The 21,900-nt window shown below is 49.0% G+C and carries 21 protein-coding genes; 12 read left to right on the top strand and 9 right to left on the bottom strand.

Annotated features, from left to right (window positions below; all coding sequences use genetic code 11):
* Window positions 1-259 precede the first annotated feature (259 nt).
* From ACO6VE_RS06205 to ACO6VE_RS06250, 10 genes are all read left to right on the top strand, one after another.
* Window positions 260-2,014, top strand: coding sequence for a hypothetical protein (locus ACO6VE_RS06205; RefSeq protein WP_422460334.1), 1,755 nt, complete (start codon window positions 260-262; stop codon window positions 2,012-2,014).
* A 271-nt stretch (window positions 2,015-2,285) separates the two neighbouring features.
* A complete protein-coding gene (locus ACO6VE_RS06210) occupies window positions 2,286-3,458 on the top strand; it encodes a Na/Pi symporter (RefSeq protein ID WP_422450059.1) in 1,173 nt (390 codons plus the stop codon).
* A gap of 413 nt (window positions 3,459-3,871) precedes the next feature.
* Window positions 3,872-5,368: a hypothetical protein gene (locus ACO6VE_RS06215; protein ID WP_422460336.1), complete on the top strand. Its 1,497-nt coding sequence runs from the start codon at window positions 3,872-3,874 to the stop codon at window positions 5,366-5,368.
* 149 nt (window positions 5,369-5,517) lie between these two features.
* Window positions 5,518-6,993 (top strand): hypothetical protein, encoded by a 1,476-nt coding sequence (locus ACO6VE_RS06220; protein WP_422460338.1) that lies wholly within the window; start codon window positions 5,518-5,520, stop codon window positions 6,991-6,993.
* Window positions 6,994-7,199: 206 nt separating this feature from the next.
* Window positions 7,200-8,711 (top strand): hypothetical protein, encoded by a 1,512-nt coding sequence (locus ACO6VE_RS06225; RefSeq protein ID WP_422460339.1) that lies wholly within the window; start codon window positions 7,200-7,202, stop codon window positions 8,709-8,711.
* A 67-nt stretch (window positions 8,712-8,778) separates the two neighbouring features.
* Window positions 8,779-10,089 carry an ATP-binding protein gene (locus ACO6VE_RS06230; RefSeq protein ID WP_422460341.1) on the top strand — a complete coding sequence of 437 codons (1,311 nt, stop codon included), beginning with the start codon at window positions 8,779-8,781 and terminating at the stop codon, window positions 10,087-10,089.
* 7 nt (window positions 10,090-10,096) lie between these two features.
* Window positions 10,097-10,654, top strand: coding sequence for a response regulator transcription factor (locus ACO6VE_RS06235; RefSeq protein ID WP_422460343.1), 558 nt, complete (start codon window positions 10,097-10,099; stop codon window positions 10,652-10,654).
* Between the two features lie 155 nt (window positions 10,655-10,809).
* Window positions 10,810-11,493 (top strand): TVP38/TMEM64 family protein, encoded by a 684-nt coding sequence (locus ACO6VE_RS06240; RefSeq protein WP_422460345.1) that lies wholly within the window; start codon window positions 10,810-10,812, stop codon window positions 11,491-11,493.
* The gene (locus ACO6VE_RS06245; protein WP_422460347.1) at window positions 11,486-12,013 is read left to right on the top strand and encodes an NYN domain-containing protein; all 528 of its coding nucleotides are present in this window, start codon (window positions 11,486-11,488) and stop codon (window positions 12,011-12,013) included. Before ACO6VE_RS06240 ends, ACO6VE_RS06245 begins: the two co-directional genes overlap by 8 nt.
* A gap of 320 nt (window positions 12,014-12,333) precedes the next feature.
* Window positions 12,334-12,543, top strand: a complete 210-nt coding sequence (locus tag ACO6VE_RS06250; protein WP_101745061.1) for a cold-shock protein — start codon at window positions 12,334-12,336, stop codon at window positions 12,541-12,543.
* A 231-nt stretch (window positions 12,544-12,774) separates the two neighbouring features.
* Here ACO6VE_RS06250 and modC read toward each other — a convergent pair whose 3' ends face one another.
* The 8 genes from modC to ACO6VE_RS06290 all read right to left on the bottom strand — a co-directional run bounded on the left by modC (window position 12,775) and on the right by ACO6VE_RS06290 (window position 17,909).
* Entirely contained in the window at window positions 12,775-13,848 is a 1,074-nt protein-coding gene (gene modC / locus ACO6VE_RS06255; RefSeq protein ID WP_422460349.1) for a molybdenum ABC transporter ATP-binding protein, read from the bottom strand.
* A complete protein-coding gene (gene modB / locus ACO6VE_RS06260) occupies window positions 13,848-14,540 on the bottom strand; it encodes a molybdate ABC transporter permease subunit (RefSeq protein WP_422460351.1) in 693 nt (230 codons plus the stop codon). Before modB ends, modC begins: the two co-directional genes overlap by 1 nt.
* The gene (gene modA / locus ACO6VE_RS06265) at window positions 14,541-15,335 is read right to left on the bottom strand and encodes a molybdate ABC transporter substrate-binding protein (RefSeq protein ID WP_422460353.1); all 795 of its coding nucleotides are present in this window, start codon (window positions 15,333-15,335) and stop codon (window positions 14,541-14,543) included. It lies immediately after the preceding gene.
* A gap of 29 nt (window positions 15,336-15,364) precedes the next feature.
* The gene (moaE, locus tag ACO6VE_RS06270) at window positions 15,365-15,808 is read right to left on the bottom strand and encodes a molybdopterin synthase catalytic subunit MoaE (RefSeq protein WP_422460355.1); all 444 of its coding nucleotides are present in this window, start codon (window positions 15,806-15,808) and stop codon (window positions 15,365-15,367) included.
* A gap of 135 nt (window positions 15,809-15,943) precedes the next feature.
* Window positions 15,944-16,195 carry a MoaD/ThiS family protein gene (locus ACO6VE_RS06275; protein WP_269676508.1) on the bottom strand — a complete coding sequence of 84 codons (252 nt, stop codon included), beginning with the start codon at window positions 16,193-16,195 and terminating at the stop codon, window positions 15,944-15,946.
* On the bottom strand, window positions 16,192-16,716 hold the full coding sequence (gene moaC / locus ACO6VE_RS06280) for a cyclic pyranopterin monophosphate synthase MoaC (protein ID WP_422460357.1): 525 nt from the start codon (window positions 16,714-16,716) through the stop codon (window positions 16,192-16,194). Before moaC ends, ACO6VE_RS06275 begins: the two co-directional genes overlap by 4 nt.
* A gap of 2 nt (window positions 16,717-16,718) precedes the next feature.
* Window positions 16,719-17,255, bottom strand: coding sequence for a molybdenum cofactor biosynthesis protein B (moaB, locus tag ACO6VE_RS06285; protein WP_422460359.1), 537 nt, complete (start codon window positions 17,253-17,255; stop codon window positions 16,719-16,721).
* A gap of 75 nt (window positions 17,256-17,330) precedes the next feature.
* Window positions 17,331-17,909, bottom strand: coding sequence for a molybdenum cofactor guanylyltransferase (locus ACO6VE_RS06290; RefSeq protein WP_422460361.1), 579 nt, complete (start codon window positions 17,907-17,909; stop codon window positions 17,331-17,333).
* Between the two features lie 226 nt (window positions 17,910-18,135).
* Between ACO6VE_RS06290 and ACO6VE_RS06295 the strand changes: the two genes are divergently transcribed.
* Window positions 18,136-18,894, top strand: coding sequence for an HpcH/HpaI aldolase family protein (locus ACO6VE_RS06295; RefSeq protein ID WP_422460363.1), 759 nt, complete (start codon window positions 18,136-18,138; stop codon window positions 18,892-18,894).
* Window positions 18,895-18,918: 24 nt separating this feature from the next.
* On the opposite strand, the gene ACO6VE_RS06300 is transcribed toward ACO6VE_RS06295, so the two are convergent.
* Entirely contained in the window at window positions 18,919-19,374 is a 456-nt protein-coding gene (locus tag ACO6VE_RS06300; protein WP_422460365.1) for a YcgN family cysteine cluster protein, read from the bottom strand.
* A gap of 361 nt (window positions 19,375-19,735) precedes the next feature.
* Between ACO6VE_RS06300 and ACO6VE_RS06305 the strand changes: the two genes are divergently transcribed.
* Window positions 19,736-21,871 carry a hypothetical protein gene (locus tag ACO6VE_RS06305; RefSeq protein ID WP_422460367.1) on the top strand — a complete coding sequence of 712 codons (2,136 nt, stop codon included), beginning with the start codon at window positions 19,736-19,738 and terminating at the stop codon, window positions 21,869-21,871.
* Window positions 21,872-21,900 lie beyond the last annotated feature (29 nt).

Here is a 21,900-nt window from a genome sequence, read left to right on the forward strand (position 1 = left end):
GAGTCCGGAGTTTCCGCCCTTCGACAGGCTCAGGACGAACGGAGTGCGGGGGCACGACAACCCGTCAAACTCATTGAAACCATGTCCTAGCTGCACTAGCCACTATAAGAATAGCCTGCTCGTTTATTCGCGAGGCTATTCCCATTTCCCTTCTAATTTAAACTAACGTTTATCCTTCACTCGATGACCACCGATGTGGAACTTAATATCGAATATCGGGTCAATTTTTATATGCTTCCGTAAAAGAACTGGTGGAAACGTGGATAACGCCCATTTCAAGGCCCCTCTCTCCAGAGAGTACTACAGACAGGCCGCCAAGGGCTGTATTCATCAACATAACAGCAGTGGCCATCTTCAGCAGCACACCGGAGAGGTTAACACAAGTCCCGGCAGGGGGGCTGACAATATCGGGAGCCATGTACCAGCCAACCGGATGTCCGGATACCTTGGGTTTAGCTTACAGCCAAGCCACGCTTCTGACTGTTACGTCAGGCAAACGCCGCCGGGCCAGAGATTACCTGCCCCCGTCGTAAATACTTCACGCACATTGACCACCCATCCCGCCCATCCAAAACTACCTCCTCCGCCTGCCAGCAAAACGGATCTGCCAGCACCGCCACCAACCGAAACTCTCCATAATCACCCGGAGGCGGAGGTTCGACAGAGTGCATTTACCGTCAGGTCAATTTATCAGCGGGTCATACCTTACAGTGACCGGTATATCCCTGACCAGCGCCTCAGAGCAGAGATTCACAGTGATTTTCTGGCCCTGGAGGACTGGATTCTTAACCCATGGGTCGACGATCAGTTATTGTTTGATGTCAGCCGGACCGGTCAACAATGGAAGCATGATGAAACTCTGGTCAATTGGGCAATGAAAGAAACACTCTGGGCTGAACTTGATGATGGTCCAGTGCATCCGGTCGTCACCGCGAAAATAAACCTTAAATCCAGGGAAGTCGGCAGGCTCAGGGAAACCAGCGATCTGCCGGATGCCGCGTTTGCACAGCTTGAAAAGTGTCGTGAATTACAGCAACTCCAACAGCGTAAAGCCGAGAATTCAGGGCGGTTCGGGAAGGATCTGGAGCTGACACCGCTGGTGGGTAAAGAACTCAGGAAACTGACAGAATCCGAAAGACTGGATAAGCTGTTGCCCCACGCTATTTTGCAGGGGTATACCAGAACTGCACAATGGTGCCTGGAAAACGGGGCAAATATCAAAACAGCGATGACAACGTTGCGCCAGCTGAAATCCCGGTCAGATCCCAATCAGCCCGGCAACATAACAGAACACCTGACCACCACAGCAACCGCCCCATCAATCAACAGGCGATCCCAGGGCATCGGCTCGTTCAGCAACGATATCAATACAACATTGCTGGAGGTTATTGCTGAGACTCATATCGATATGGCCATTCAGGCAGACTGGCTGCTGGCCAATGGGGCAAGCCTGACACCCGAAGCCTCCGCTGCGCTGCTCAACCAGGCTCTGAATACCTCCCTTTACTGCGGGTATCTTGCCAACGCCCGATGGCTGATTGATCAGGGAGCCAATCTGCAAGCCCAGCATCAATTTGAGCAGGCCATGAGCCATTATAATACCCGGGTAGCCCAATGGCTGATGGATAATCACCAGGCCAAACAGAACCCCGGTAAAGCCACCTCGGCATTGCTCAGTTATTTTGATGGCTATCTTTCCCGGGAAGAAGTGGTGGAGCCCATCTACACCCACCAGCCAATAGACTGGTTATTAGAGGTGGGAGGCGCATCCCTTGAGGAATTGCGACCATTTGCGCCACGTATCCTGGAGAGAGCATTGGAGTTCAGTGATCCCTATATCGCAGGATGGCTGTTAAAACACCAGCTCACCACCTTCAAGTCCCAACCGGAAAAACCGCAAGAACTGTTGGATAAAGAGATCGTCAGAGCCAGGGAAAAACCGAAAGAAGACAGAAAATATATGATCGACTTTTTGCAAAAACAGGTCGATCAAGAGAGCGCTTCAGACTGTTAAGTAGTTGGCCAAATGGAATCGTATATTTCTGGCTAAGTGGGCAGTTACTATGCAAGGCACAATGAAGGGAGCATAGCCGTAGCTATGTGACCGGAGTTGTAACGCAGCAGAGTGACTGACCACTTAGTCAGAAAATAGGATTTCATTTGGTTAACTACTTAGCCCCCGAAAAAGAAAATCTGCTGATTGTTTGTGAAGAAGTTGTCATAAAACTGTAATAAAGACTCGATACTTTTAGCATCAACTTTATATGCACCGGGGTGCACTCTCTATGTCTGAAATGACATCTGCTTCTTCACAGGGCGCTGATTTCGAAACCATGACCACGCGACATTACGGTCGTATCTGGCTGCGCGTTGTTCTATGGATTTACGCTCTGCTGGTAGCTGTTAGTGTCATCGGCTCCGGCTTTAAAATGGCGGTGGGTGGTAGTGAAGCCGCAGCACAGCTGTTCAGCTTTGCCAACAATGCCGTTATGGGTCTGCTGGCGGGCACACTGGCGACAGCGCTCGTACAATCTTCCAGTACAGTCACCTCTGTTATTGTCGGCCTGGTCGCTGGCGGCCTGCCGGTTCACCTGGCCATCCCGATGATTATGGGTGCCAACATCGGCACAACCATCACCAACACCATCGTAAGTCTTGGTCATATTCGCTGCCATAAAGAGTTCAAGCAGGCGTTTGCCGCCTCTACCGTTCATGACTTCTTTAACTGGCTGGCGGTTCTCATTCTTCTGCCTCTGGAGCTGTTCACAGGCGTTTTGAGCAAGCTTTCTGTATCGGTAGCCAGCATGCTGGTTGGCGGTCAGAATATGTCAATGAAAGGCCTGAATTTTATTGACCCGTTAACCTCTCCGGCTGAAGACATTGTCAAAGGTTTTGTATCGGTACTGCCGGACAGCACACTGGCAGGTATTGCCATGATTGGTATCGGTATTGTCCTGATCTTTTTCTCGGTGGTTCGTCTGGGCAAGCTGCTCAAAAAGGTCATGGTGGGTAAAGCCAAAGATGCCCTGCACAAGTCCATTGGCCGGGGTCCGATCAGCGGCATTCTGTCCGGTATGACCATGACCGTGATGGTTCAGTCGTCCTCAACCACCACCAGCCTGATGGTTCCAATGGTGGCCAATGGTCTGTTTACTGTACGACAGATGTACCCTTTCACCCTGGGTGCCAATATCGGTACAACCATTACCGCCCTGCTGGCTGCCACGGCAATTACCGGTCCTGCGGCCCTGCCGGCACTGACCATCGCCATGGTGCATTTCTTCTTTAACCTCTGTGCCGTAGTTCTGATTTACGGGATCAAGTGGCTGAGAGAGATCCCGCTGTATATGGCTGACAAACTGTCTGATCTGGCAGCCAGAAACAGAATGTATGCATTTGCCTATCTGTTCATCGCCTTCTTCATTCTGCCAGGTGTCCTTATTTTCCTGACAGCGTGATCGGTAAGATTCCTCCTGCAAAAAAACCTGCTGTGCCTTGGCTGCACAGCAGGTTTTTTTTTGCAGGCTTAACCCCATGAAACAGAACGTGGTGTACGGGTATTAACGCTTTTATGCACCAGCCCGGATATTTCATAAACTGCCCCGAATATCGCGAAGGACTTTGTCGCTCTAAGGGATTTTGTGAAGGAGCGCCGTACCGGGGAGTACGGTCGACTGAGCAAAACTCCCTTAGAGTGGCAAAGGACAAGCGAGATCGGGAGCACGTTTATGAAATATCCGGGCTAGACTACGGGTCGCCTTTTTGGACAAGAACTATTTGACGATGGCCGTCCAGGAAGACGGAGAACAGGACAGCCTCCCGGGGAAACTCCTGTCAAGTTTCAACAAAATAGCAACAGATGGGGATGAAAATGAATATCAACCTGTTTGCCAATGGCACCACTTTTGGCGTGCCCTACAGTGTCCCTCCTGAGAGGTTTACGGAGGGTCAAGGGTGTAGGGAGAAACTGCATGACGGAAGTCGTCTTATTAAATCGATTCCGGTGCCAGACAAAACAGCCTACTTTGCCAATCCGTTTATGCCCAGGCCTTGTGGCGAGGCAAGCCATTCAATTGGAGATTTTGATTTTGAGCGTATGCTCAAAATGGTAGACACAGAAATGATTCACCTCAATCCGGATCTCCGATTTATGCCCGCTGAGATTTTTAGCCGCTGTGAAGCAATCCCCCTGAAAATACTGGCGGACAGGAAGGTTGCTGTCGTGGTTAGTGACAATAAATACCAAACGCTCGGAGAGGTTGGTGAGCAGAACAGGCGTCAATCGTTTTATTATCATTCCAATACGCCTATGCATCCTGAATTATGTGATGAACGTATAGCTGAACTGGCAAAACTTGGATTTTTCCTTATGCCCTGGGAGGGGGAAAGAATGAGTACATTTAAATTTTTGAGGAAAGAAAGCCAGCCTGTTTTCAATATCAATTTTAGCGGCACTTTCGGTGAATCACTTCATTGCTTCGACCTGTTAATCTCAGACGAGCAGCTCCCTGAATACAAACATTTAGTCGGCCATGATTTATTGCAGTACCCCATCATCGAAACTGGCCAGGTTCCCCAGGCAGCTTATGTCTCTTCCGTGTATTCACCGACGAACGATAATCACCTGTTTCTCATCAGGCCTGCTGATACCAAACTACCCATGCTGCAAGGGACTGAGCTTATCGAAACGAAGTATCAGGCAATGATTGATCGGGCCGTTAACGCTGGCCAACCAACAAGTATTAAAAATGAGGGGGTGGTCAAATCGTTACGGGAAGCGGAGTTTTTTATGGCTCCTTACCAAGAGTCTATAAGGTTTTGTCAATCGGCCATCGAGACGTTGAATGCCTACCCGCAAGAGCACCCCAATCTCTCTGTTGCCATTAATAAAGCAATCTGTCGATTGGCATTCTCCGAACAATACATGACTGATTGTGCGGGCCTGGTCAGGCAAGCCATTGTGTATGATGAACTGATGCAGCTTGAAAATACCAGTACGATGGAAGAACTGAAAATTAAACAGGAAGAAATCAGTAAGCAGTTTATCCATAAGGAGGTGGAATGGCATAAGAAAGCGGTGCAGGAAGAAATCCTTTCGGGAAAAGACTCGTATTTCCCAATGATCAACATGCATTCGCTCATCATGACGTCACTCGGTGACCTGTTAATGGAAATGGGTTATCGCAACTCACCGGGCGAAAACGCATTGAGAGACAAAATCGTTGCTCGGAAAGCAGAGGCAGAAACTCTTTGTGCCCAGACAGATGAGCTGCTTTCTGATCGGAAGACCATTCATTCATTAAAGCTAAAGAGTATTTGGGTTTCCATTGAGAGCGCAGATGCAGAGGATGACGTTGAAAATCCCTGAACCTACAGATTCTGAATAAAGGAGCGGATTGCGTTTTTGGATAAGAACTATTTAACGATAGCCAGTGTCCAAGACGACGGAAAACAGAACAGCCTCCCGGGAAAACTCCTGTTAAGTCTCAACATAAATAGCAACAGATGGGGATGAAAATGAATATCAACCTGTTTCCCAATGGCACCACTTTTGGCGTGCCCAATACCTGCAGCACACCTCATTACAATTTTACGAAGGGTGAAGGGCATAGGGAGATGCGGCATGACCGAAGTCATCTTATTAAATTGATTCGGGTGCCAGTCAAAACAGCCTACTTTGCCAATCGGTTTGTGCCTGAGCCTTATAATAATTATAAGTTTAGGTATTTATCTGGAGATTATGATTTTGCGCATACGCTCGAAGTGGTAGACACAGAAATGATCCGCCTCAATCCGGATCTCCGATTTATGCCCGCTGAGATTTTTAGCCGCTGTGCAACAATCCCCCTGAAAATACTGGCGAACAGGAAGGTTGCTGTTTTGGTTAGTGACAATAAATACCAAACGCTCGGAGAGGTTGGTGAGCAGAGCAGGCGTCAATCGTTTTATCATTCCAATACGCCCAGGCATCCTGAATTATCTGATGAACGTATAGCTGAATTAGCAAAACTTGGATTTTTCCTTGTGCCCGGGGATGATTTGAGTGGAGCATTTAGTAGAGAAAGCCATCCCGTTTTCAATATCAATGATATTGATGGTTTCAGTGAAAAATATCATTGTTTCGACCAGTTAATCTCAGGCGAGCAGCTTCCTGAATACAAACATTTAGTCGGCCATGATTTATTGCAGCACCCTATCATCGAAACTGGCCAGGTTGCCCAGGCTGCTTATGTCTCTTCCGTTTATTCACCGACGAACGATAATCACCTGCTTCTCATCAGGCCTGCTGATACCAAACTACCGATGCTGCAAGGGACTGAGCTTATCGAAACGAAGTATAAGGCAATAATTACCCGGATAACGATTGATCTGGCTAATAACGTTGGTCAACCAACACCTCTTAAAAATGAGGAGGTGTTGATCAAATTGTTACGGGAAGCGAAGTTTTTTATGGTTCCTTACCAGGAGTCTATACTCTTTTGTCAATCGGCCATCGAGACGTTGAATGCCTACCCGCAAGAGCACCCCGATCTCTCTGTTGCCATTAATAGAGCAATCAGTCGATTGGCATTCTCCGAACAATACATGACTGATTGTGCGGGCCTGGTCAGGCAAGCCATTGTGTATGATGAACTGATGCAGCTTGAAAATACCAGTACGATGGAAGAACTGAAAATCAAACAGGAAGAAATCAGTAAGCAGTTTATCCATAAGGAGATGGAATGGCATAAGAAAGCGGCGCAGGAAAAAATCCTTTCGGGAAAAGACTCTTTTTTCCAAATGATCAACATGCATTTGCTCATCATGACATCACTCAGTGACCTGTTAATGGAAATGGGTTATCGCAACTCACCAGGCGAAAACGCATTGCGAGACAAAATCGTTGCTCAGAAAGCAGAGGCAAAAACTATTTGTACCCAGACAGATGAGCTGCTTTCTGATCGGAAGGCCATTCATTCATTAAAGCTAAAGAGTATTTCGGTTTCCCTTTGAGAGCACAGATGCTGAGGATGACGTTGAAAATCCCTGACCCTACAGATTCTGGATAAAGGAGCGAGCCAGGAGGCTGACCGAGAATTGCGTTTTTGGACAAGAACTATTTAACGATAACCAGTGTCTAAGAAGACGGAAAACAGGACAGCCTCCCGGGAAAACTCCTGTCAAGTCTCAACATACAATAGCAACAGATGGGAATGAAAATGAATGTCAGCCTGTCAGCCAATTGCACCACTTTTGGCAAGCCCTTTAGCATACCTGATGACAGTTTTACGGAGGGTCAAGCGCATAGGGAGAAACCGCATGACCGAGATCATGTTATTAAATTGTTCCAGGTGCCAGTCAAAGCAGCCTACTTTGCCATTCCGTTTATACCCAATTATTCTTATTATTATGGGGACGAGTATTTATTTAGAGGTTTTGATTATAAGCGCGTGCTCAAAAAGATAGACACGGAAATAGTTCGCCTCAATCCGGATATTCGATTTATGCCCGCTGAGTTTTTTAACCGCTGTGAAACAATCTCCCTGAAAACACTGGCGCAAAGCAGGGTTGCTGTCTTGGTTAGTGACAATAAATACCAAACGCTTGGAGAGGTTGGTGAGCAGAACAGGCGTCAATCGTTTTATCATTTCAATACGTCCAGGCATCCTCAATTATCTGATGAACGTATAGCTGAATTAGCAAAATCTGGATTTTTCCTTATGCCCGGGGATGATATGAATGGATCATTGAGCAAGAAAAGCCAGCCCCTTTACAATATCAATGATTTTAACAATTTAACTGTATCATATTATGGCTTCGACCTGTCAATCTCAGACGAGCAGCTCCTTGAATACAAAGATTATGTCGGCCATGATTTATTGCAGCACCCTATCATCGAAACTGGCCAGGTTCCCCAGGCAGCTTATGTCTCTTCCGTTTATGCACCTTCACCGACGAACGATGATGACCTGCTTCTCATCAGACCTGCTGATACCGAACTACCCATCCTGCAAGGGACTGAGCTTATCGAAACGAAGTATGAGGCAATAATTTCTCAGATAAGGAAGGATCAGAGAGATAACGATGACTCCCCAGAAAGCATTGAAAATGAGGAGATGTTGAACAAATCGTTACGGGAAGCGAAGTTTTTTTTGGCTCCTTACCGGAAGTCTATATGGTTTTGTCAATCGGTCATCAAGACGTTGAATGCCTGCTCGCAAAAGTACCCCAATCTCTCTGTTGCCATTAATAAAGCAATCAGTCGATTGGCATTCTCTGAACAATACATGACTGATTGTGCGGGCCTGGTCAGGCAATCCATTGCGTATGATGAACTGATGCAGCTTGAAAATACCAGTACTATGGAAGAACTGAAAATTAAACAGGAAGAAATCAGTAAGCAGTTTATCCATAAGGAGATGGAATGGCTTAAGAAAGCGGTGCAGGAAGAAATCCTTTCGGGAAAAGACTCTTATTTCCCAATGATCAACATGCATTCGCTCATCGTGACGTCACTCGGTGACCTGTTAATGGAAATGGGTTATCGCAACTCTGAGGGTGAAAACGCATTGCGAGACAAAATCGTTGCTCACAAAGCAGAGGCAGAAACTATTTGTACCCAGACAGATGAGCTGCTTTGTGATCGGAAGACCATTCATTCATTAAAACTAAAGAGTATTTCGGTTTCCATTGAGAGCGCAGATGCAGAGGATGACGTGGAAAATCCCTGACCGGGATAAAAAAACCAATTTTCGAGTCTAAGGGTATTCAATATGATTTGATTTGGTTAGTTACTTAATGAGGACGAACACAATACCCAACCTCTCGATTGGTGCAGAGAACCTCAAGCGCCTGTGCTGGCTCCGTGGAACCCTGATTGCGGTTGAGGGTATGGCCTTTTTCCTGGCCAGCCGCCATTTTGACATCCAGATCACCGGCCTTGTTCTGGCCGGTTTCATCGCCTTGCTGATGATTATTGGTACTATCATTCGGTTACATGCGATCAAAAGCCATGTCTGCGATCAGGAGTTCTTTGTTCAACTGCTGCTGGACCTTCTCTCCCAGAGTACGCTGTTATTCTTTAGTGGTGGTTATACCAACCCACTGGTATCGACCTATTTGATCACTGTCTGTATCGGCGCTGCACTGCTGCCGGGCAAATACAGCTGGGGCGTGACATTCACTGCAACGCTGCTCTATACCCTGCTGATGAAATGGTACGTTCCATCCGGCCCTGGTTCGATGCTTCACTTGCCAGAACAGCAGCTGATGATCGACATTCATTTGCTTGGCATGTGGCTAACGTTTGTGCTGAGTGCCTTTCTGATCAATTACTTTGTCGAACTGATGGCCTCAGCCCTGAGAAAACAGCAAAGGGATATAGCCATCAGCAGAGAACGTCAACTGAGAGATGAAAGCATTCTTGCCATTGCCCTTCAGGCAGCGGGTGCAGCCCATGAACTGGGAACGCCACTCACCACAATGGCCATTGTGCTCAGGGATCTGCAGGAGGAATACCAGGGCAGCGCACTGGCTGAGCGCTTGATATTTCTCCGGGATCAGATCGATGAATGCAAGAAAAGGCTGCAACAGTTGGTATCGGAAAGCCAATATAAAGGTATTGAGAGTATCGATAGCCAGGATTTTCTGACTAAAGTCATCCAAAAATGGCAGCTGATCAGACCTGAATCCGAGCTTTGTTACAACGCCGCTCAATGGCCTGTTTCAGTATCTATTCCCTGTGATCTGACACTGTATCAGGCAATCACGTCATTACTTGATAATGCAGAAGATGCCAGCCCGGGCCAGGTGTCACTGCACGTGATGCAGAACCGCCAAAACCTGACCCTGCAGATTCTGGATAAAGGTGCGGGCTTCCCGCAATGCAGACCCAAAAAAAGCTCAGCCCCTATAAAAGAAGGGAACCCAACCACCTTATCAAGGACGCCTTATAGCTTAAAAGAAGATGGCCTCGGGATTGGTTTGCTACTCAGCCAGGCCAGTATTGAACGGCTGGGAGGTCTGATACAGATGCGCCCCCTGACCTGCGGGGGAAGCTTGATTGAAGTCCAACTCCCCATCCTCAGCCAACCAGAACAGGAACCGTAAAGCGACGATGAACCCCGGAAAAGCTCTGGAGTTATCGACTATCTTGATTGCCGATGATGACCAGATCCTGTTACACACCCTTGCCACCTCTCTCAGAAAAAGGGGGTTCAACCCCATTACGGCAGACACCATTAGTAAGGCGACCACCCTGCAACAACAACACCGCCCGGCCAGTGCGGTTGTTGATCTGAAAATCGGCAGTGAGAGTGGCCTCCGGCTTATTTCACTGTTACGCAACGTCAATCCAGATATTGAGATCATCGTACTAACCGGGTATGCCAGCATTGCCACCGCAGTCAGCGCCATCAAACTTGGGGCTAAAGACTATCTCTGCAAGCCGGTCGATACCTTGCAGATACTCTCGGCACTCAATATCAGCCAGCGGCCTCATGAACCCGGCCCTGTCATCCCGGAAACAAGAATGCCGGTTTACCAGCTGGAATGGGAGTATCTGCAAAAAGTCCTTCTGGAGCACAATGGCAATATCTCTGCCGCCGCCCGAAGCCTGGGCATGCACCGCAGGACACTGCAGCGAAAACTCAACAAACGATCAGGCTCCCGCTGAAATTATCCACGCATTATTGCCTCTTCTCTGTCGTAGCCATTATGCTTGTGGGTTTTACAGGCAACGGCCAGTCTTTTCCAGTGAATTGCTTATTGTTTCGTAGCGCTTTCTTGCGAGGCTCTTTTTTCAGAAAGAATCGTCAGATACTCTCACTGATGGGCCTGCTCAGTATTACCTCCCTCTTTGGCAGCACCCTGGTCACCACACTGGCGATCACCTGGCAGGAGACGCTTTCCACGCTATCCATCAGCCAGTGGGCCTGGCTCTTTTCAGCCAGCGCCCTGACCATGGCGCTGGCCCTGACACCGTCTACGCTGATTGCCCTGATCAGTGGCTATTTTCTGGGGTGGACAGCGCTTTTCTATATCCTGATTTCCTACCCGACAGCGTCTGTCCTCGGTTATCTGGTCGGGAAATCACTGGATCATGGGAAGCTGATGCGAACACTCCCGCCGAACTCCCGAATACATCTGATTCTTGAGGAGCTGAAACATCATCAGTGGCCGCTGGTCATTCTGACCCGGATTTCCCCGGTGCTGCCCTTTTCATTAATGAACCTGGTGTTACCCGCAATTGGTATCCGCCTTCCTGCATTCCTGATCGCTGGCTTTATTGGCATGTTACCCCGAACGCTGTTTGCTCTTTGGGCAGGCATGCAGGCAAGAGACCTGATCTCTTTACTGAACAACCCGACGCAAGGTAACCTGTCCGTTATCGTCGTGGTGATAGCATCAATTCTTTCCATTGGCGGACTGCTTTATCTTGCCCAGAAAGCATCAGCCACCATCATCATAAGACAGGCGTCAAACAAACACGGGGAGACCAAAACCTATGACTGAAAAGCGTGTTGCGCTGTTTGTTGATGTGCAGAACATCTATTACACCACCCGACAGTGCTATAACAGTCACTTTGATTACAACGCATTCTGGGCACTTGTCAGCAAAGACAGAAAGATCACCAAGGCCATCGCCTACGCGATTGATCGCGGAGATCCAAAACAGCGGCAATTCCAGGACATTCTTCGAGCCATTGGCTTTGAAGTAAAGCTGAAACCCTATATTCAAAGAAGCGATGGCACCTCAAAGGGTGACTGGGATGTCGGGATAACGCTGGATGTTATGAGCTGGGCACCCGAGGTCGATACCATTGCCCTCGCTTCCGGTGATGGTGACTTTGACCTGCTATTGCAAAAGGTGCAGCAGGATTTTGGTCGGCAAACTGAGGTCTACAGTGTTGAGGCGCTGACAGCATCTTCCCTGATTCAATCGTCCAGTCACTTTATTCCAATTACCCATGACCTGTTACTGCCAATCAAGAGTGCGAAAAACAGTCAACAAAAAGTAACAAACACTATATAAATCAAAGCATTAATTTCTTATCCAAGCGGCTCTTCCAACCCCTGATTTGTGGTTAAAATTCATCCGATAATTTGTTTTTCACAAACTTGATAAAATCTTTGACATCCCTTCGGACAGCTATTAGAGTTCCTATTGGCCATTATTGAGAAGAACGAAAAATCGTTTTACTTTTTGAGTACTTCCTGATCGTCACACCACTTCTTAGTTTAAGTTATGCTGCTTTGATTGCTTTACTCTTAAATAGATATATGAAGATGTGACTACACATTGGCTTAACGCGTGTACAACGCATTTTTATAGAAATATTCAGGAGACATTGCATGTCTAAATCGACCGGAACGGTAAAGTGGTTCAGTGAAGAGAAAGGCTTTGGCTTTATCGCTCAGGATAACGGCGGTCCAGACGTTTTCGTTCACTTCCGTGCCATCATTGGTGACGGTTTCAAAACTCTCGCTGAAGGTCAGGCTGTGACCTTTGACGTTGAGCAGGGCCAGAAAGGTCTTCAGGCTGCCAACGTAGAGAAAGTATAAGCTTTTCCTTTTTCGGGAAAACAGAAAAAGAGCACCATCAGGTGCTCTTTTTTTATAGGTAATCCAGCCCTCTTGAGAAAATCAAACCAGTAGCACTGCACAGCCCATTGGTAGAAAAAAGTTCCAAAACGACAAAAGAAAAACAAAATGGGAGCGTTTTACTTTTTCTACTTGAAACCTTTGTCAAAAGTTAGCACATGCTTCCATTCAAAACCTCTCCTTCGTTGAGTATTAGATAACATCCAGACAGGACCCTTTAAAATGGGCAAAAACACGTTGCCCCACCGACAAATTCAATAACCCCAGCGCTCTTCTGGTGACCAGCGCCAGCAATGTCTGCCCTTCCGCCGCCATAAACAGCATGACATTTTTGGAATCCAGTTCCTGAATAGCCTGAATCGTTGTTGCCACTCGATTCTGAACACTTGTGCAGTGGATATCTTCCACCACAATACTGACTTCCTGAGCCGGCAATATCACTCTCAGGCCGGTTCCCGGCAGTGCTGAAATCTGATTGACCAGCAATTTCTGGCCACCCAATAACAGCTCGGTGAAACCATATTCGTGATCGTGGCTGCCCACCTGCACCTCCAGAATCGACAGTGCACAGTCATCACGGGTTAATAAAGAACCTGGCCGACTGAGTAATTGACGACACTCGCCCCGGGATACAACCTGCCCCTGGTCAATAAGCAGCAGTTTATCAGCCAGCCGTGCCACCTCTTCACGGGCATGACTTACCATAACAACCGGTATGCCAAAGAGCTGATGGATATTTCTCAAACAGGGAAGAATGCTTGTTTTTGATGACCAGTCCAGTGACGCCAGCGGTTCATCCATTAATAGAAGACGGGGTTCACTTAATAAGGTGCGGGCAATGGCCACACGCTGTTTCTCACCGCCAGACAGTTTATCAACCGTTCGCCCCAGTAGATGCACAATATCGAGCTGCTCAACCACCTCGGATAATGACGGCATGGCAACATTGGCTCTGGCCCGCTGCAAGGCAAACCGGAGGTTTTCCATAACGTCCAGATGGGGAAACAGCCTGGCTTCCTGAAATATATAGCCAATGCCCCGTTGCTCCGGCGGAACCCATATTCCCTGTTCCGAGTCCTGCCAGATTTCATCATTAAACTGAAGCCGCCCCCTGGCATGGCTTTCCAAACCCGCGATGGTTCTCAGCAAAGAGGTTTTGCCACACCCGGAACGCCCCATCATGGCCCAGGTGTTATCGGTATCCAGTGACTCATCAACACTAAGAACAAAGCGGTCCCGGGGCAGCTGAATATCAATTCTTAGCATTAATAACGACCAGGATTTGATTTGAGGGGTAATTGAGCCACGGGCTGACGATCAAGGCTGTAAAGGGTAATCAGCAGAATCATGGCAAACACCATCAGTCCCGCGGCAATCTGGTGTGCTTCGGTAAACTGCTGGGATTCCACGGCATCGAACAGGGCAATGGACAGCACCTGTGTCTCTCCGGGAATATTGCCACCAATCATCAGCACCACACCAAACTCCCCAACGGTATGGGCAAACCCCATGCAGGCCGCCAGAATCATCGCCCGGCGGGTACAGGGCAGTACCACATTAAAGAAACGGTCCATGCGCCCGGCCCCCATCATGGCTGCCGCCTCAAGCAGACCTTTATCCAGCTGTTCAAACGCCCGTTGCAAAGGTTGCACGACAAAGGGCATGGAGCAGATAACAGAAGCGATCACCAGCCCGGTAAAACTGAACGCCAGGGTGGTGCCGGTCAGGGACAGCCAGAGCTGCCCGGGAGCGTAGTTTGGTGAGCAAAGCAACAGTATATAAAAGCCAAGGACGGTGGGCGGTAATACCATTGGCAGCCCCACCAGGGCTTCCAACAGGGGCCTTAGCCGACTCTGCATATTAGCCAGCCCCCAGGCCATGGGAATCGCCAGCAGCATCAGAATCACGGTGGTAATGGTGGCCAGTTTCAGCGTGACCCAGACAGCAGTGAGCAGCATTCAGAGCGCTTCCCTTCGATTTTCGGACGTTGTTTTATCGGCCATTGTCGTCGATACTGGGAAGTAACCCTGTCTGGCAATGGTGCGCTGGGCAGACGGTGACAAAATAAACGCTACAAATGCCCTGGCCGCCTCAGGTTGCCTGGTGCGCTTTAAGATAACCAGATCCTGCTGAATCGGATCATACAACGTTGCAGGAATCGAAAAAATATGACCATCGTTGTCTACCAGCTGCGCTTTCGCCACCAGCCCTGCGGGAATATTACCGCTGGCAACAAACTGCCAGGCCTGCTGGACACTGGCCCCCTGAACCAGACGGGAGCGGAACGAGGACCAGAAACCCAGTTTCTCCAGCACCTGCTGTGCCGCCAGACCATAAGGTGCCGTTGCCGGATTGGCAATGGCCAGGCGTCCCTGATAAACCGCCAGATCCTCCAGGGTCATGGTTTTCCCTTCTTTAGCGGAAAACCCGGGGCTCCATAGCACCAGTTCTCCCAGGGCATAAGGGTGTCGACTGGCCTTCAGCGTCAGTCCTTTTTTTTCCAGCAGCTTCGGTCTGAGGCTATCTGCTGACAGAAAGATATCGAAAGGCGCACCGTGGGTAATCTGGTTATACAGCACACCGGTCGAGGCCGAGGAGATCAACAACCGGTGCCCGGTGTCTGCCTCAAATGCCTTTGCCAAAACGTCCAGCGATGGTTTGAAGTTTGCTGCAACGGCGACTTTCAGTTCTTCTGCGTAGACCGATGCCCCCGGGCAAGAGAGCAAGAATACTAAAAATACTGTTCTTAACATGAAGCAGATGTTCTTTATGAGTTCGAAGGTTAAAGCCAGCGATCCGCCGCTGCCTGATCAGACTCACGCTCATCCACCCAGCGATCCCCTTCCGGTGTCGTCTCTTTCTTCCAGAACGGCGCACGGGTTTTCAGGTAATCCATAATAAACTCACAGGCTGCAAACGCTTCTTTGCGATGGGCGCTGGCGACTCCCACAAAAACAATTCGCTCCCCGGGGTACATCTGACCAATGCGATGGATAACCCGGACAGTTTGAAGCTCCCAACGTGCCATGGCTTCATCGATAATTTCCTGCAGGGCTTTTTCCGTCATCCCCGGATAATGTTCCAGAAACAGGCCACCCACCTTATCCCCAAGGTTCATATCGCGAACCGTACCGGTAAAAGTGACAATCGCTCCTGATGACTTATTCCCTTCCAGGCGTTCATATTCCTGGGCGGGGTTAAAGTCTTCTGTTTGAATGGCAATCAAGGTTCTGATCCTGTTTGTTTTGGCACCACTTTTCACCACAAAGACACAAAGTTTTCCCGGGGCTTTCGCGACAGTCTCAGACTGTGGGAACGAGAACAAAATAACGCCTTTGTATCTTCGTGGTTCAAATAAAAATCACCCGCCGGTCACCGGAGGAAAAAAGGCGACCTCATCACCAGACTGCAATGTGACATCCTGACGAGTCATGGTCTGATTGATGGCAACCAGCGTTCGCTCACTCATCATGACTTCACGCCAGCCTTCACCTTGGTCCGCCAACTGACTTTTTAATGCGGACAGCAAGGGAGCATACTCCCCTTCTTCCAGCGTCAACTGTTCGCAGTTCAGCTTTTCCCGAAAACTGGCAAAGAAACGTACTGTAATCATGCTGCACCACCTGTCGCTGAACCATGAATATAGTGACCACTTCGACCACCACTCTTTTCCAGCACACGAATGCCTTCAATATGCATCTCTTTGTCCACTGCCTTGCACATATCATAGATCGTCAGGGCAGCAACCGATGCCGCTGTCAGCGCTTCAATCTCAACGCCGGTTTTGCCATTCAAACGACAACAGGTTTCAATTCGAATGCAGGCTTCGCCATTCACTGAAGCCGCGTCTACAAGCTGAAACTCAACACCGATAAAGTTCAGCATCAGCGGGTGGCAAAGCGGCACCAGCTGGCTGCACTGTTTAGCCGCCTGAATGCCGGCAATTCTGGCCACGGCAAGCACGTCACCTTTTTTAAGGCCATTGTCTTTTACCAGCGCCAGTGTCTCAGGTGCCATGTAGATATAACCTTCGGCCCTGGCTTCACGACGTGTGATGTCTTTTTCACCAACATCAACCATGCTGGCCTTACCATCACTATCAATATGGCTGAGGGCACTATTGGCAGACGACATGATTACCCTGCCTTTTTCAATTGTTCAACAAAGTTACATGGACGATGCTGGCTGTTCAGCTGATCCCTGATAATGCCTTCCCAGGCGGTCTTACAGGCATTATTGGAGCCGGGCATAACAAAAATAACGGTGCCATTGGCCATGCCCGCCACGGTACGGGACTGGATGGTGGAGGTTTTGATCTGATCATAGGAAAGCTGGCGGAACAGCTCGCCATAACCATCAATCTGCTTGTCAAAAACAGGCAACAGCGCTTCTGGTGTGCTGTCTCTGCCAGAGAAACCGGTACCGCCTGTGACCAGCACGGCCTGCACACAGTCTGGGGACCCTGCATCACTGGCAATCCAGCGGGATACGACTTCGCGAATCTTGTAGATGTCGTCTTTTACAATGGCCTTGTCAACAAGTTTGTGACCAGCGGCGGTCAGGCTCTCAACCAGTAAGTGACCGGATGTGTCGTTTTCTTCGGTACGGGTGTCGGACACCGTCAACACGGCAATATTTACAGGAATAAACTCATCAAACTGATTATGAGCCATGGCTATTCTCGCTCCAGTCTATTTTCAATCGTATTCAGGGGTGCTCATGACCAGGTCCGCAATTTGGACGACAGTTTACGTCTGAACAACCGCCTTATTAACCAGATTATGCCAGTCTTCTGGCGTATTGACGTTGACAAAAAGGTCTGCCATGGATGACGGCAGCGCCAGGGTCTGTCCACCTGAAAGCTGATGCAGACGCCACAGGGCATAGTCCTTCGGATTGTCACTGGTTATGGCACGCTCAACGGCTTGCCGCAATGTTGAAGTGACCGGCAATATCATCGGCAGATTAAAGCCCGCAAAACAACACGCCTGCTGTTGATCGCCAAGTGTCCGGATCGCATCGGCAGGAACCAGTGGCATATCCACAGGAATCACCAGCAGCCGGTCGCCATCCAGCAGTCGCTGTAAAGCCGCATGAATGCCACTGAGCGGGCCTCTTCCGGGAACCACATCGGCAATAACAGAGTCATCCGGGGCAAAACCGGACCCGCTGATCAGAACCTGATCAATCCCGGCCCCGGCCAGCAGAGCAGCTATATGTTGGTAAAGCGGTTTGCCACACCAGTTCAGCCGTGACTTATCCTGCCCCATACGGGAGGAACGACCACCAGCCAGAACCAGGCCGTAGAGTGTGCCATGGGCTGTCATTCGATCACAGACTCTTTGTGCCAATATTCAATTTAACCCGGAGATTGTCCGGAAATAGCGTCCGTCAGAACGCCCCTGTCTCCGGACAGACAAACGGCTAGTGTAAGGTTTTCCACCCCGCTGACAAGCCTTGGGATCAATTATCATACAGAAAAGCCGCCGCTTAACCCGTTCGTCCGTTGGCTATACTGTTTTGACCACAGCAAATAGATAACAATGATCAACAATGAGAAAGAATCAGGTACTGAGCCTTTTCCAGCAGAACCAGACAGCCATCAACTGCTGGCTTATCCATCCAAGCCCAATGACGGCGGAGCTGATTGCCCACCAGGGTTTTGACTCAATAACCATCGATATGCAGCACGGCATGATTGGCTTTGAATCAGCCCTGGCCATGTTGCAGGCCATATCCACCACCCCGGTGACTCCGCTGGTCAGGGTTCCCTGGCTTGATCCGGGCATCATTATGAAGATGCTGGATGCCGGTGCTTATGGCGTTATCTGCCCAATGATTGAAACCGCAGAGCAGACCCGGGAATTTGTCGCCACCTGCCGTTACCCCGGCAAAGGCAACCGCAGCTTTGGCCCCAGCAGGGCGATGATCTATGCAGGCAGTGATTACCCGGAAAAAGCAGAAGAGACCATTTTGCCCATGGTCATGATAGAGACCCGTCAGGCTCTGGATAACCTGGATGATATCCTCAGCACCGAAGGACTGGGAGCCATCTATATTGGCCCCTTTGACCTGTCCTACGCCCTGGGCTGTCAGCCCCAACCTGACCTCTATGATGCTCCCGTTATGGAGGCCATCGAACATATCCTTGCCTGCAGCAAAAAACATAATGTTCCCGCAGCCATTCATTGCATGGGGCCACAGTTCGCTGATCGTATGCGAAAAAAAGGGTTCAGCCTGGTCACCGCTGGCTGTGACGCTGACTTCGTCCGCGCAGGTGCCACACACACCATCCAATCACTGAGGCCGTAATCTGAAAGTCGTTCAGAAACCGCCTTATTTCACCCTGATAATATAATCAAACCAGTCCGAAGGGGCCGGAACATCTTCTTCTGAAGCGATGTCCCTGCCCTTGATGGAGAAACCGGATTCATGGACAGAGTCCGAGCTTCCGGTTTTCAGAGGATGCCATTGTGGCAGGTCATAACCATGGTAGAGCAGATAATAAGCGCAGCTGTCCGGCAGCCATGGCAAATGCTCATGCAGGGTTTTCGGGGTAAACTTGATGCAGTCATCCACATACTTGCGACGGTGTTTATAATGCCTGCAGCGGCAGGTCTCCAGATCCAGCAGCCGACAGGCTACCGCCGTTGTGTGAATCTCATCCGTATCCGCATCAATAATCTTATTGAGGCAGCAGCGACCACAGCCATCACAGAGCGACTCCCACTCTTCGGGCGTCATCTCGGTTAACGATTTTACCTGCCAGAATGCAGGTTCCTGCTCACTCATCAAACACCTGAACACGATATAACATTGGATTTAACTGAGCATACTACCCCTTCAAAAGATGGCAATACGCGAGTTCACGGTTCAGTAATTATCGCACGTTATAACCATCGATAATGGGCTGAAGGTCATCGACACTGCTTCGCTGAATTCTGGTTTGCTTCAAATTGGCGATTTATCCCTCCTCCTCTAATCTGTTCGGCAGATGGGATGCGTTGAGATGAATAACAGAATATCGTCGTTTGACTGTTGTTTTCATTGCTTTTTTTATACTCGTGATGCCGTCTAAAGTCGTGCATTAGTCTTTTGTTATTAAAAGCAATCACAATGATTATGATTTTCCTCATGAATCTGGAGAAAGAGTATGCAAACACCAACCGAAAAGAATTATGCTGCAGTAACATACCCGGGCAACGTTTTCAGTACATCTCCCGAGCAGGAGAACACTGGGACGGGTAATACCGGGCAGTTAAATGGTTTGAGTGTCATTGTTCGCTCTGCCGTCATTCCTTTTTTTCAGTCGCTCTCTCCTGATTACCAGCAGCCTTCAGCCAATAATAATGAATCAGTGCCGTATGATTCAAAGCCAGTTGCACTACCCAGCCAATCAATGCTGAATGATATCTGCCAGGGTGCTGGATTAGTCGCTCAACTGGCGGGAGCCTGGGTTCCGCAAGTGAAAGTGTTGGCTGATGTGGCTTCTAAATTATGTTTCGCTGGTAATTTTGCCGGTAAAGCCATTGACTACATGCAAGAAAAAGATGCTGTAAAGGGAGAGCTTTCCGGGCAAAAATGTACCGGTGAGAAGCGCCGACCGATCGCCCAAAGTAGTATGACCCGGGAAGTGCTCACCGCTGCTGCCATGGTCACTATGGGGCAGATACCCGTTTCTGCTGCTACACCTGCACCGAGCAATGCAACGGATCGCCCGATTCCGGTACCAAACCGGGAAACATTGGAACAAATTGGCCAAAATGACAGTTACCCGTTATCGGGTCATTATGTCCAGACTCAGGATATCAACTGCGATGTCACCATTGGCAGTGAAGATCAGCCGTTTTATGGGGATTACGATGGCGGATGCCATAAGATCACTGGTCAGAGACATTGTTTATTTGGCAAGGTTGCAAAGCATGGTGTTGTCCGTGATCTGCGCATGGAGCAGGCCCATGTTGAGAGTAATGATAAATACAGTTCCGTAGTCGTCTGTAAAATGGGCGAAGGAAGCCGTCTGGAAAACCTGCTGATAGAACATTCCAGCGTTTTGACTAACAAGGATGGCGAGCGTGGCGCAGCATCGATGACTCATGCAGGTGTGATAACAAGCCACCAGCAGGAGAATAGCTATATTGAGCAAGTTGGGGTCAATAATTGCTCAGTGACCAGTACTGGTAAATCTGGAGCTGTTGGTATTGTCAGTGGTAGGGCTGAAGGAGATATACAACATGTGACTGTAAACAACAGTCGGGTCAAAACAAATCGTGACCACTCCCGCGCCGGCATTGGTGCCGGAATCGTTGAGGGCCGAATTAACCATCTTACCGTTCTGGACAGTCAGGTTGAAACGGATGCGACTGATAGTTTCGCCGGCATTGGTGGGGGAATAATATATGACGGGGGCAAACTGGAAAAGTTGACCGCTGTGAACAGTTCAGTGAAGACCGAAGGAGTTTTTTCAGATGCTGGTATCGGTGCTGGTGAATGTAAATCTGGTGGACTGCTAGCAGGAACAACAGCAATAGCATGTAATGTAACGACCCTGGGAGATGGCGCGGAAGCCGCCATTGGTGTGGGTGAAACTCGATGTGAGGTTCTTGATACCAGGGCCATTGACTGTTTCGTCAATACCTCCGGAGATTACGCTGATGCTGCCATTGGGACCGGTTATTTTAATGGGGGAAAAACAGAGGACATTATTGCGGTGAGAGGCGGCATTACTGCCAGAGGTAAATATGCAGAAAGAGGTATTGCTGCTGGATCGATGGATCAATTCATCTATTCTACCAGTCACCCCTCTGTTATTAAAATGACAAACAGTGTTCAGGCAGTGAACGTCACTGTAAACGGCAGGTTGCAAAATGTCGGCAATGTGTCCCAGTCCTCTTTAGATCAGTTGTGTGATATTGCTGATCAACGATTTGTGACCAATGATTGTCGGGTAATTAATCAGCCTTCAAAAGGTTACGGGAACTGTACAGCAACGGATTTGCTGTTTGCACCCTCCTCCCTGCCAAGTTCAAGTGCTCCATCGACGCTGAATACCGGACTGGTGAATTATACCGGAGCCTCAACAGCATTAACCTCCCTGGTAACAGGAGTCCAGGCAGGAACAACCCTAAGCACTGGGGCCATTGTCGGGATTTCTATAGGGGTGGCGGCTGCTCTGGGTCTCGGTGCTTTATTCGCCTGGCGTTATTACACCCATCGTCAGGTTGATTCGGATGTTGTGACCATGAGCGTACTGAGAAATATGCAGATTGAAGAGCCGAATGATGATTAATCATTCATTAGCCTGACAAGGAAGAAAAG

It is taken from the genome of Endozoicomonas sp. ALB115 (assembly GCF_049310245.1).
Classification (GTDB): Bacteria; Pseudomonadota; Gammaproteobacteria; order Pseudomonadales; family Endozoicomonadaceae; genus Endozoicomonas.